Raw genomic sequence first — 13081 nt, 5'->3', positions numbered from 1 at the left:
ATGATCGTCATGATCGATCCGCCTACTGAGCGCCGTCGTCTTCGTACGCAAGCGTGGCAGGCCGGTCTTTGGGCGTTGCTGCTGTTGGCGTCTGTCTTTCGGCTGCATGCCGCCGATTCCGGCGCGCAAGGGCCTTACCAATGGCGCAGCGTTGCCATTGGCGGTGGCGGATTCGTCACCGGTGTGCTGTTTCATCCCGCAGAGCGCGATCTTGCGTATGCGCGCACCGATGTCGGTGGCGCCTACCGTTGGGATGCGCGTGCGCAGCAGTGGATCGCACTGACCGATTGGTTGGGTGCCGACGACTGGAATCTGATGGGGATCGACGCATTCGCGGTCGATCCTGCCGACCCGAAGGCGCTGTATCTGGCCGCGGGCACCTATATGCACGAGCACGCCGGCAATGCGGCGGTGCTGCGCTCGTTCGATCGCGGGCACAGCTTCGAGCGTGCCGAGTTGCCGTTCAAACTGGGTGGCAATCAGCTGGGTCGTTCCAATGGCGAACGCTTGGCAGTGGACCCGCACGATGGCCGCGTGCTGTTGCTCGGTTCGCGTGATGCGGGTCTGTGGCGCAGCACCGATCGCGGCGCGCATTGGGCGCGTATGGAGGGGTTTCCTGCCGAGGCACTGGCGGGTTCCACTGCGCGTAATCATGTTGGACGCGAGCAGGCGGTGGGCATCGCCTTTGTCGTGTTCGATGCCGCCAGCGGCCGCGCTGGTGCGCCCACGCCGCGCATCTATGTGGGTGTGTCCACTGCGCAAACCAGTCTGTATGTGTCCGAAGATGCGGGTCGCAGCTGGTCGGCAGTGGCCGGGCAACCCAAGGGCTTGCGTCCCAGTCATATGGCCGGTGGCAGCGATGGGCAGTGGTATCTGAGCTACGGCGATCAGCCCGGCCCGGATCTGATGGCCGGTGGCGCGCTATGGAAATACACCCCGGCGCAGGCGGGGTCGCAGGCGCGCTGGAGCGAGATCAGCCCGATCGCGCAGCCGGCCACTGGCGATGGCTTCGGTTGGGGCGCGGTGGCGGTGGATCCGCAACAGCCGCAGGTGCTCTTGGCCAGCACGTTCCGTCGCTCACCGCGCGATGAATTGTTCCGCAGCGTCGATGGCGGTCGCAGCTGGACGCCATTGTTGGCCGCCTCGCAATTCGATCACAGCGCCGCGCCGTGGACCGCGCAGGCGACGCCGCACTGGATGGGCGCCTTGGCGATCGATCCGTTCGACAGCAATCACGCGATGTTCGTTACCGGCTACGGCATCTGGGCCTCGCGCAATCTGCAGGAGTTCGCCAAGCAGCAGCGTCCGTTGCAGTGGTGGTTTCAGGACCGCGGGCTGGAAGAAACCGTGCCGCTGGATCTGCTCAGCCCGATGCAGGGCGCGCATCTGCTCAGCGCGCTGGGCGATATCGATGGCTTTCGGCATGACGATCTGGACCGTGCGCAATTGCAGTACGCCGGCCCGCGCCTGACCAATGGCGAAAGCATCGATGCCGCGGGGCAGGCCGCGCAGTGGGTGGTGCGCAGCGGCACCGTGCGCAATCGCCGCAACAATGAAATCCGTGCGCTCTACTCGCGCGATGGCGGCGCGCAGTGGACAGCGTTTGCCAGCGAGCCGCCAGCGGGGCAGGGCGCCGGCAACATCGCCATTTCTGCCGACGCATCCCACGTTGTATGGGCACCCGAGAAAGGCGGTGTGTGGCGCACAGCCGATTTCGGCAAGCAGTGGCAACGTGTGCAGGGTCTGCCCGACACTGCGGTGGCGGTGGCCGATCGCGTCGATGCGCGGCGCTGGTATGCGGTTGACACCGCAAGCGGGCGCTTGTTCGAAAGCAGCGATGGCGCAGCGAACTTTCGCGACACCGCTGCGCAGGTCGGCAGCCCGGCGCGCGATGAGCGTGCGCGTCCGCAACTGCGCCCCGATCCGTGGCGTGCGGGCGTGGTGTATCTGGCCAGCCCCACGCTGGGCGTGATGCGCTGGCAGGACGGTCGTTTGCAAACCTTGTCCACGCCGGACCAGGCGCGTTCGTTGGGCATCGGCAAGGCACTGCGCGAGGGTGCACCGCCGGCGCTGTATCTGGCCGGCCGCGTGCGTGGTGTGGACGGTGTATTCCGCTCCGACGATGAAGGTGCGCACTGGCTGCGCATCAACGACGACGCGCACCGTTTCGGCAAGCCGTACAGCGTGACCGGCGATCCGCGCATCCCCGGGCGCGTGTACTTCGCTACTGGTGGGCGTGGCATTTTCTACGGCGATCCGCGATGAGCGCTGCGTACCTGCGCGCGTCATTGCGCTGTCTTACTGTATGCGGCGGCGCGTGCTGTCGCTTTGTTGCGCGCCGAGTGGCTGCGCCGACTCTGGAGATCATTGCATGACCGCTTCTTTCATCCGCTGTGGTTACTTGTTGGGCCTGGCGCTGATCAGCTCCGCCGCGTTGGCACAACCGACCCTGCCATTGTTGTTTGCCGATGGCGCGGTATTGCAGCGTGATCAGCCGATGCCGGTGTGGGGCTGGGCCTCGCCGAATGCGGCGATCGCGGTCAGCTTCGATGGCAAGCGCGCCACCACCAAGGCCGATGCGAAAGGGCAGTGGAAGGTGAGTTTGCCCGCGCACAAGGCCGGTGGCCCTTATGTGTTGAGCGTGCAGGGCGACGGCGGCGAGCTGCAGGTGCGCGACGTGCTGGTCGGCGATGTGTGGCTGGCCAGCGGCCAATCGAACATGGAGTGGCCCTTGGCGCAGGCTAGCGATGGTCCGCAGGCAGTGGCTGCCGCCAACGACCCGCAATTGCGCCACTTCAAGGTGCCCAAGTCGTGGTCGGTGCAGCCGGAAGCGCGCCTGACCGGCGGCGACTGGAAAGCGGCGACGCCGGTCAACGCCGGCGAGTTCACCGCAGTCGGGTATTTCTTCGCCAAGGAGCTGCGTGCCAGCACCGGCGTGCCGATCGGCATCGTCAACAGCACGTGGGGCGGCAGTGCGATCGAGGCGTGGATGGATGCGGCCTCGCTGGGGTTGAACGCCGACCAGAATCAGGGCGCGATCGAGGCGATCAAGCAACGCGATGCCGCCGCGCAGGCCGCCACCGGCAAGCGCATCGCGCGCTGGCCCAAGGTGGACGGCGACACGCCGCAGTGGCGCGAACCGACGTTTGATGACAGCGACTGGGACAGCATCCCGACCACCCAGCAATGGGAACTCAGCGGCTATGACGGCATGGATGGCATCGCCTGGTACCGCACCACGGTCACCTTGAGCGCTGCCGAGGCCAAGGCCGGTATTGCGCTGGGCGTGGGTCAGATCGATGACTCCGATATCACCTATGTCAACGGCACCCAGGTTGGCCAGACCACCAAGCAGTGGAACCTGCCGCGCATCTACACCGTGCCGCCTTCTGCACTGCATGCAGGCGTCAACCACATCGCGGTACGGGTGGAAGATCTCAGCGGTGGCGGCGGCATGCATGGTCCGGACGAGCAGCGCTTTGTGCAGACCACCGCCGGTGCCAGGCGCGCCTTGAGCGGCTGGAAATTCCGCCCCGCGGCCGTGCGCGTATCGCTGGCCGACAACAAGAATCAGCTGCCCACGCTGCTGTACAACCAGATGATCCATCCGCTGCAGCCGTTCCCGGTCAAGGGCGTGATCTGGTATCAGGGCGAAACCAATGCCAGCGACACCGGCGCGGTGAAATATCGCGAGCAGTTCGCGGCGATGATCCAGCAATGGCGCGCCGAACGCGGTGCGAAACAGCTGCCGTTTCTGTGGGTGCAGCTGGCCAATTTCAAAGCCGGTGGCGACAAGGGCGATATGAGCCCGTGGGCGCTGTTGCGCGAGTCGCAATCCAAGACGCTGGCGCTGCCGGCAACCGGGCAGGCGGTGATCATCGATATCGGCAACCCCACCGATATCCATCCCACTAACAAGCGCGATGTCGGCCATCGTCTGGCGCTTGCGGCGCGGCATGTGGCTTATGGCGAAACGCTGGTGTACAGCGCGCCGGTGTTCAAGCGCGCAAGCTTCGCCGATGGCCAGGCAGTGCTGAGTTTCGATCTGCAAGGCAGTGCGTTGCAGGTGCGTGGCGGTGGCGCGTTGCAAGGCTTCCGTGTTGCCGGTGCCGACAAGCAGTTCCATCCGGCCACCGCGCAACTCGATGGTGATCGCGTGATCGTGCGCAGCGATGCGGTGCGCGCACCGGTCGCCGTGCGCTACGGCTGGAGCGAGAACCCGGACGACGCCAACCTGGTCAATCGCGAACACCTTCCTGTTTCCCCCTTCCGCACCGATACCTGGTGACACGGAGTCTTATGTCCATGCATTCCCCCGTTACGCGTGTGATCGCTCCTTCCACTGCACGCCGTTGCCTGCGTCCGCTGTTGCTGTCTGCGCTGACGCTGGCCTTGGCTGCGTGCCAATCCGGTGAGCAGGACGACAAAGCCAAACCGGCCGCAGTCGCACCGGCTGCTAGTACCGCAGCCACCGCGCCTGCCACCGCAGCGGCGCCGGCTGCGCAGACACCGATGCCGCAGTTCGTCAGCAAGGACGGCAAGCATGCGTTGATGGTCGATGGCGCGCCATTCCTGATCCTGGGCGCGCAGGTCAACAACTCCAGCAACTATCCCGGGGTGATGGACAAGGTGTGGCCGGCGATGCAGGTGCTGGGCCCCAATACCGTGCAGGTGCCGATCGCCTGGGAGCAGGTCGAGCCGGAAGAAGGCAAGTTCGATTTCTCCTTCGTCGATACGCTGCTGACGCAGGCGCGCGAGCACAAGGTGCGGCTGGTGCTGCTGTGGTTTGCGACCTGGAAGAACAACGGCCCGGCCTATGCGCCGCATTGGGTCAAGACCGACAACCAGCGCTTCCCGCGCGTGGTGACGCGCGAGGGCAAGGCGATCGGGTCGCTGTCGCCGCATGCGCAGGCCACGCTGGATGCCGACCGCAAGGCCTTCGTCGCCTTCATGCAGCATCTCAAGCAGGTCGATCCGCAGCACACCGTAATCATGATCCAGCCGGAAAACGAGCCGGGCACCTACGGCAGCGTGCGTGACTTTTCGCCGATGGCGCAGAAGCTGTTCGACGGTCCGGTGCCGGACGAACTGCTCAAGCGCTTGAACAAGCAGCCGGGCAGCTGGGCGCAGGTGTTCGGTGCCGATGCCGACGAAGTCTTCCATGCCTGGTCGATCGGTCGCTATATCGACCAAGTGGCCGAAGCCGGCAAGGCCGAGTACCCATTGCCGATGTACGTCAACGCCGCACTGCGTGGCCCGTTCAATCCCGGCCAGCCCGGTCAATACGCCAGCGGCGGCCCCACCGACAACGTGCTGGATGTGTGGAAGGCCGCCGGTCCGCATATCGATCTGCTGGCGCCGGACATCTACATGCCCGAGTACCGCATGTACACCACGGTGTTGGAGCGCTACGCACGTCCGGATAACGCCTTGTTCGTTGCCGAAACCGGCAACCGCCCCGATTACGCGCGTTATCTGTTCCCCACACTGGGCCACGACGGCATCGGCTGGTCGGCGTTCGGCATGGACTACACGCGTTATTCCAACTATCCATTGGGCGCCAAGCACGTCAACGAAGAAACCTTGGCGCCATTCGCGCTCGGTTTCGATCTGGTCAAGCGCGGCATGCGTCCGTTCGCCAAGGCCGCTTCCGAAGGCAAACTGCATGGCACCGCAGAAGAACCCGGCCAGGCGGTGCAGGAGCTCAAGCTCAACGAGCGCTGGAGCGCCACCATCACCTATGGCGTACCGCAGTTCTGGTTCAAGGGCGCGCCGCCGGGCAACCCCGAACCGATCGGCGCGGCCTTGATCGCCGAGCTCGGCCCGGACGAATTTCTGGTCACCGGTTACCACGTGCGCGTGACCCTGCATCCGGCCAGCGAAGCCACCGCCAACATGCTGTACGACCGCGTCGAGGAAGGCGTGTACGAAGGCAGCGACTGGAAGTTCGAGCGCAACTGGAACGGCGACCAGACCGATTACGGCGTCAATTTTTCCAGTGCGCCGCAGCTGCTGAAGATCAAGCTGGCGACTTACAAATAAACGCGGCTATCAGCGTTGCCGCGCAGCCCGATAACTGCGCAGCGCGCTGTCAGCCACGTTGAATTCAATGAACCCATGCGCTGTCGCCCCCGCGGCACCGCTTCGTAAATCCAAGGGAGTGAACATGCAAACCACCAATCGTTCCGCCGGCCATGCGCCTGCCACCCGACGTACACCGCTCGCGCACTGCCTGGCGTTGTCGCTGGCCCTGCTGGCCAATGCCGCGCATGCGCAGGAAGTGCGCAAGGCTGCCGATGGCGTCACCGTGGTGCCGAGCGCCAAGGGCGCCGCACCGGTGCGTCTGCAGGTGGTCGATGCCGGCATCATCCGCGTCAGTGCCGATCCGGATGGCGACTTCGCGCGCACGCCCAGCCTGATGCGCGTGCCGGTGCAGGGCGATGGCAAGTTCCAGCTGGCCGAGCAGGGCGACAGCGTGCAGCTGAAGACCGGCAAGGTCACCGCCACCGTGTCCACCGTCGATGGCCATGTCAGCTTCGCCGATGCCAATGGCAAGCCGGTGTTGTCGGAAGTGGCCGGCGGGCGCAGCTTTGCCCCGCTGAAAGTGGAGGGCAAGCAGTACCTAAGCGTGCGTCAGCGCTTCCAGTCGCCCGACGACGAAGCGCTGTACGGCTTCGGCCAGCATCAGCAGGGCTGGATGAATCAGAAGGGCCGCAACGTCGAGTTGCAGCAGAACAATATCGATATGGCGGTGCCGTATCTGGTCTCCAGCCGCAACTACGGCCTGCTGTGGGACAACAACTCGATCAGCCGCCTGGGCGACCCGCGCGGCCTGCAGCCGCTGCCCAAGACGCTCAAGTTGTACGACGCCAAGGGCAAGGCCGGCGCATTGACCGCGCGCTATGCGATCAACGGCAAGCAGATCGTCGAGCGTCGCGAGAGCGAGGTGAATTACCAATACCTCAGCGACCTGACCAAGTTCCCCAAGAAGGCGATCACCAAGGACAAGGACAGCCGCATGCAGGTCGCCTGGGAGGGCGAGATCGAAGCGCTCACCGGTGGCGAGCACACCTTCTCGCTGTATTCGAGCGAATACGCCAAGCTGTACGTGGACGGCAAGCTGATCATCGATCGCTGGCGCCAGAATTGGAACCCGTGGAATCACGAGTTCAAGCTCGAGCTGGAGCCAGGCAAGCGCCACACCGTCAAGGTCGAGTGGGACCTGATCGACCCCAGCTATATCGCGCTGTTGCATCGCGACCCGCTGCCGGCCACCGAAGCCAAGGATTTGTCGCTGTGGTCCGAAGCCGGGCAGATGATCGACTACTACTTCGTCTCGGCCGATTCCTACGATCAGGCGATTGCCGGTTATCGCGAACTCACCGGCAAGTCGGTGATGCTGCCCAAGTGGGCCTATGGCTTCTGGCAGAGCCGCGAGCGTTACAAGAGCCAGGATGAGCTGGTCGGCGTGCTGGCCGAATACCGCAAGCGCAAGCTGTCGCTGGACAACATCGTGCTGGATTGGTCGTACTGGCCGGAAAACGCCTGGGGCTCGCACGATTTCGACCCGCAGCACTTCCCGGATCCGGATGGCATGGTCAAGTCCGTGCACGACATGCACGCGCAGATCATGATTTCGATCTGGCCCAAGTTCTATCCCACCACCGCCAACTACAAGGAACTGGATGCCGCCGGTTTCATGTACAAGCGCAATGTCGAAGTCGGTGAGCTGGACTGGATCGGCAAGGGCTACAAGAACTCGTTCTACGACCCGTATTCGGAAAAAGCGCAGGCGATCTACTGGCGTCAGGTCAACGAAAAGCTCAACAGCAAGGGCTTCGATGCATGGTGGATGGACGCCGACGAGCCGGACGTGCATTCCAACCTGGACATCGGCGAGCGCAAGGCACGCACCACGCCGACTGCGCTGGGCCCGTCCACCGAGTTCTTCAACTCGTATCCGCTGCCGCACACACATGGCGTGTATGTGGGCGACCGTGCGGCCGACGACAAGCGCGTGTTCATCCTGTCGCGCAAGGGCTATGCCGGCACTCAGCGCAATGCGGTGGCAGTGTGGAGCGGTGACATCGTCTCGCGCTGGGATGACATGCACGACCAGATCTCCGCGGGCGTCAACATGGCGCTGTCGGGCCTGCCCAACTGGACCTTCGACATCGGCGGTTTCGCGGTGGAGAAGCGTTACGAAAACCAGGACCCGGCACATCTGCCGGAATGGCGTGAGCTCAATACGCGCTGGTTCCAGTTCGGCGCGTTCGTGCCGATCTTCCGCTCGCACGGCCAGTTCCCGTACCGCGAAATCTGGAACATCGCCCCGGAAGGCACGCCGTTCTACGACAGCATGGCCTACTACAACCGCCTGCGTTATGCGCTGCTGCCGTACATCTACAGCCTGGCCGGCGACACCTATCAGCGTGACGGCGTGATCATGCGCGGCATGATGATGGACTTCCCGAACGACCCCAAGGTTCGCGACATCAACGACCAGTACCTGTTTGGGCCGGCGTTCCTGGTCGCCCCGGTGACCCGCTTCGGCGCGACCTCGCGGCAGGTGTATCTGCCGGCCGGCAGCAGCTGGCTGGATTTTTCCACCGGCAAGCGCTACGAAGGTGGCCAGAGCATCGAAGCCGCTGCGCCGATCGAGCGCATGCCGTTGTTCGTGCGTGCTGGCTCCATCGTGCCCACCGGCCCGGTGCAGGAATACGTGGACCAGACGCCGGACGCACCGCTCACCGTGGTGGTCTACACCGGCGCCGACGGCCAGTTCTCGCTGTATGAGGACGACGGCAAGGGCTACGGCTACGAGAAGGGCGAGTTCAGCCGCATTCCGCTGAGCTGGAACCAGGCCAAGGGCGAGCTGAGCATCGGCAAGCGCGAAGGCAGCTGGACCGGCATGCAGGCCAAACGCACCATCAATGTGCGCTTCGTCGATGGCCCGCGCGAGGATGCCGGTGCGCTCGAACCCAAGACCGACGCCAGCATCCAGTACGACGGCAAGCCGGTCAGCGTGTTGCAGCGCAAGATTGCGTCCGGCAAAGCGCGTCGTCGATGATCGCAGGTCGTTGTCAGTCAGTGAGTGCGCAGATGCCGGATCGCCGCGAGGCTCGGGCGTGCAGGTCCGGTCATGCAGCACGGTGGTGCACGTGCTGACCCGCAGGGAAGTCTGCAAGGCAACCGGTGCCGCACTCGCGGTGCTGGGTGCTGCGCCGGCCACGTCCGCTGTTGCTGCGCCGGCGAAGGCAGCCGGCAAACAGTCGCTGCCTGCCGCCGCGGCCGGCGATGCCTTGCAGCTGTGGTATCGCGAACCGGCCAACGAGTGGGTACAGGCCTTGCCGGTCGGCAACGGCCGGCTGGGCGCGATGGTGTGGGGCGGCATTGCCCACGAGCGCCTGCAACTCAACGAAGACACGTTGTACGCAGGCGGCCCGTACGACGCCACCAGCCCCGAGGCGCTGGCGGCCTTGCCGCAGGTGCGTGCGCTGATCTTTGCCGGGCGCTATGCCGAGGCCGAAACACTGGCCGATGCCAAGTTGCTCTCGCGTCCGCTCAAGCAGATGCCATATCAACCGCTGGGCGATCTGCTGCTGGATTTCGATCGTGCCGACGGCATCAGCGAGTATCGCCGTCAGCTCGATCTGGATACCGGCGTGGTCACCACCACATTCCGTTCCGGTGGCGCTGTGCACAAGCGCGAGGTGTTCGTGTCGGCGCAAGCGCAATGCATCGTGGTGCGCCTGTCGTGCGATCGCCCCCGTGCGGTTTCCTTGCGCGTGGGCATCGACAGCCCGCAGACCGGCGAGGTCACGGTGGAGCAGGGCGGCCTGCTGTTCAGCGGTCGCAACGGCAGCTTCGCCGGTATCGACGGCAAGCTGCGCTTTGCGTTGCGCGTGTTGCCGCAGATCAAGGGCGGCACGGTCAGCGGTCTGCGCGACCGCTTGCGCATCGAAGGCGCCGATGAAGTGGTGTTGCTGCTCACCGCCGCCACCAGCTACCAACGCTATGACGCCGTCGATGGCGATCCGCTCGCGCTGACTGCAGCAAGTTTGAAAAAAGCAGGCAAGCTGGACTACGCCGCATTGCTGCGTGCGCATCTGGCCGATCATCAGCGGCTGTTCCGGCGCGTGGCGATCGACCTCGGCACCAGCGAAGCGGCGAAGCTGCCCACCGACGAACGCGTGCAGGCGTTTGCCAAGGGCAATGACCCGGCACTGGCCGCGCTTTATCACCAATTCGGCCGGTACCTGCTGATCTGCAGCTCGCGGCCCGGTTCGCAGCCGGCCAATCTGCAGGGCATCTGGAACGACCTGATGCAGCCGCCGTGGGAAAGCAAGTACACCATCAACATCAACACCGAGATGAACTACTGGCCCAGCGAGGCCAACGCGCTGCACGAATGCGTCGAACCGCTGGAATCCATGTTGTTCGATCTGGCCAAAACCGGGGCGCACACCGCACGCGCGATGTACGACGCGCCCGGTTGGGTGGTGCACAACAACACCGACCTGTGGCGCCAGGCCGGGCCGATCGATGGCGCCAAGTGGAGCCTGTGGCCGATGGGCGGCGTGTGGCTGCTGCAACAGCTGTGGGACCGCTGGGATTACGGCCGCGACCGTGCCTACCTGGGCAAGATCTATCCCTTGTTCAAGGGCGCAGCGGAGTTCTTCGTCGCCACGTTGGTCAAGGATCCGCAGACCGGCGCGATGGTGACCAATCCATCGATCTCGCCGGAAAACCAGCATCCGTTCAACGCCGCGCTGTGTGCCGGCCCGACCATGGACGCGCAACTGCTGCGCGATTTGTTCGCGCAATGCATCGCCATGAGCAAGCTGCTCAAGGTCGACGATGCCTTTGCGCAACACCTGAGCACGCTGCGCGAGCAATTGCCGCCCAACCGCATCGGCAAGGCGGGGCAGTTGCAGGAATGGCAGCAGGACTGGGACATGCAGGCGCCGGAGATCCATCACCGCCACGTTTCGCATCTGTACGCCCTGCATCCCTCCAGCCAGATCAATCTGCGCGATACGCCCGAGCTTGCCGCTGCAGCCAAACGCACGCTGGAAACACGAGGCGACAACACCACCGGCTGGGGCATCGGCTGGCGCCTGAATCTATGGGCACGTCTGGCCGATGGCGAGCATGCGTACCGCATCCTGCAATTGCTGATCTCGCCCGAACGCACCTACCCGAATCTGTTCGACGCGCATCCGCCGTTCCAGATCGATGGCAACTTCGGCGGCACCGCCGGCATCACCGAGATGCTGTTACAAAGTTGGGGTGGCAGCGTGTTCTTGCTGCCCGCATTGCCCAGTGCCTGGCCGCGCGGCAGTGTGCGCGGGTTGCGCGTCCGCGGCGGTGCCAGCGTGGACCTGGAATGGGACGGCGGTCGCCTGCAGCAGGCACGCGTGCACAGCGACCGTGGCGGGCGCTATCAACTGTCTTACGCAGGGCAGATCCTGGACCTGGAACTGGGCGCCGGTCGCACCCAGCAGGTCAGCCTCAACAACAACCGATTGGTGACGCAATGAGCTTGTACATAGGACTGGATGTGGGCACGCAGAGCGTCAAGCTGGTGGCCTACGATCCGCAAGAGCGCGAGGTGGTGGCCACCATCGCCGCGCCCATGGAGCTGATCAGCCGCGACGACGGCACCCGCGAGCAACAGGCGCAGTGGTGGATCGACGGCATCGTGCATTGCTTCGCACAGCTCGATGGAGAGCTGCGTGCGCAGGTGCGCGGTATCTCGGTCTCCGGCCAGCAGCACGGGTTTGTGCCGGTGGCCGCCGATGGCGGCGTCACCGCACCGGTGAAGCTGTGGTGCGACACCAGCACCGCGCGGGAGTGCGACGAGATCATGGATGCGGTGGGCGGCGTGGCCGGCACTGTGGCCACTGCAGGCAACCCGATCATGGCCGGCTATACCGCCTCCAAATTGCCGTGGACGCGCAAGCATCGCCCCGAGGCGTACGCCGCGATGACCACGGTGATGCTGCCGCACGATTACGTGAACTTCTGGCTCACCGGCGAGCGCTTCACCGAAGTCGGCGATGCCTCCGGCACCGGCTGGCTGGATGTGCGCACCCGCCAGTGGTCCGAGCGCATGCTTGGCGCGATGGATGCACAGCGCGACCTGCGCACTGCATTGCCGCCGCTGGTGGAAACCGGCGCGGTGTATGCGTTGTCCGACGCAGCTGCAGAGGCGCTGAATCTGCCAGCCGGTGTACGTGTCACCACCGGTGGCGGCGACAACATGATGGCCGCGATCGGCACCGGCAATGTGGTGCCGGGTCGCCTGACCATGAGCCTGGGCACCTCCGGCACCTTGTTCGCGTATGCCGATCACCCGGTGGTGGACGACGACGCACGCTGGGCGGCGTTTTGTTCATCCAGTGGCGGTTGGCTGCCGCTGATCTGCACGATGAACTGCACCGTCGCCACCGAGGCGGTGATGCAGATGTTCTCCATCACCCGCGAGCAGACCGAGGCGCTGATCGCCAACACCACACCGGGTGCCGATGGCCTGGTGTTGCTGCCGTTCTTCAACGGCGAGCGCACTCCGAATCTGCCGTCCGCACGCGGCTGCCTGTTCGGCATGGAGTTGCACAACACCACGCCGGCGCACTTCTATCGCGCCGCGATGGAAGGGGCGACCTACAGCCTGCGCAACGGCTTCGATGCTTTCGTTGCGGCGGGCCTGCAGTTCGACACCATCCTGCTCACCGGCGGCGGCAGCAAGAGCGCGCAGTGGCGGCAGATGGTGGCCGACATTTTCAATCTGCAGGTCGTGGTGCCGACCCAGCCCGAAGGCGCCGCCTTCGGCGCCGCGCTGCAGGCGTTGTGGGCGTGCGATCGCGACGACGGCGGCGCAGACGCATTGTCGGATGTGGTGCTGGAGCATCTGCAGACCGACGAGGCGCTATCGGCACGCCCGGATCCGCAGCGCGTGGCCCAGTATCAACAGCATTACCAGAACTTCCTCAAGCACCTGCAGGTCGTCAGCCCGCTCTACGCCGGCTGATCGACAACCCCATTTACAACTCCCCCAGCAGCAAGGACATCTCACCCC

6 protein-coding genes are annotated in these 13081 nt (G+C 64.9%); all 6 read left to right on the top strand.

Annotated elements, in window-relative coordinates; genetic code table 11:
• The 6 genes from AC1KVG_RS17255 (at nucleotide 1) to xylB (ending at nucleotide 13033) form a co-directional block, all read left to right on the top strand.
• Nucleotides 1–2265 carry a WD40/YVTN/BNR-like repeat-containing protein gene (locus AC1KVG_RS17255; protein ID WP_481095208.1) on the top strand — a complete coding sequence of 755 codons (2265 nt, stop codon included), beginning with the start codon at nucleotides 1–3 and terminating at the stop codon, nucleotides 2263–2265.
• 106 nt (nucleotides 2266–2371) lie between these two features.
• On the top strand, nucleotides 2372–4288 hold the full coding sequence (locus AC1KVG_RS17250) for a sialate O-acetylesterase (protein ID WP_481095207.1): 1917 nt from the start codon (nucleotides 2372–2374) through the stop codon (nucleotides 4286–4288).
• A gap of 83 nt (nucleotides 4289–4371) precedes the next feature.
• Entirely contained in the window at nucleotides 4372–6042 is a 1671-nt protein-coding gene (gene galD / locus AC1KVG_RS17245; protein ID WP_481095253.1) for a GH35 family beta-galactosidase GalD, read from the top strand.
• A 124-nt stretch (nucleotides 6043–6166) separates the two neighbouring features.
• A complete protein-coding gene (locus tag AC1KVG_RS17240) occupies nucleotides 6167–9070 on the top strand; it encodes a TIM-barrel domain-containing protein (RefSeq protein WP_481095206.1) in 2904 nt (967 codons plus the stop codon).
• 91 nt (nucleotides 9071–9161) lie between these two features.
• Entirely contained in the window at nucleotides 9162–11543 is a 2382-nt protein-coding gene (locus AC1KVG_RS17235; RefSeq protein WP_481095205.1) for a glycoside hydrolase family 95 protein, read from the top strand.
• Complete coding sequence (gene xylB, locus AC1KVG_RS17230; protein WP_481095204.1) at nucleotides 11540–13033, top strand: xylulokinase; 1494 nt, start codon at nucleotides 11540–11542, stop codon at nucleotides 13031–13033. The genes AC1KVG_RS17235 and xylB overlap by 4 nt, the downstream gene beginning before the upstream one ends.
• Nucleotides 13034–13081: the final 48 nt, after the last annotated feature.

The sequence above is a fragment of the Xanthomonas sp. NCPPB 3959 genome (assembly GCF_056675575.1).
Note: the sequence above shows the minus strand (reverse complement) of the source record. Positions and strands in the feature narration are given on the sequence as shown.

Coding starts and splice junctions, on each gene's coding strand:
- AC1KVG_RS17255 (WP_481095208.1), top strand. CDS start 1: ATGATCGTCATGATCGATCCGCCTACTGAGCGCCGTCGTCTTCGTACG.
- AC1KVG_RS17250 (WP_481095207.1), top strand. CDS start 2,372: ATGACCGCTTCTTTCATCCGCTGTGGTTACTTGTTGGGCCTGGCGCTG.
- AC1KVG_RS17240 (WP_481095206.1), top strand. CDS start 6,167: ATGCAAACCACCAATCGTTCCGCCGGCCATGCGCCTGCCACCCGACGT.
- xylB (WP_481095204.1), top strand. CDS start 11,540: ATGAGCTTGTACATAGGACTGGATGTGGGCACGCAGAGCGTCAAGCTG.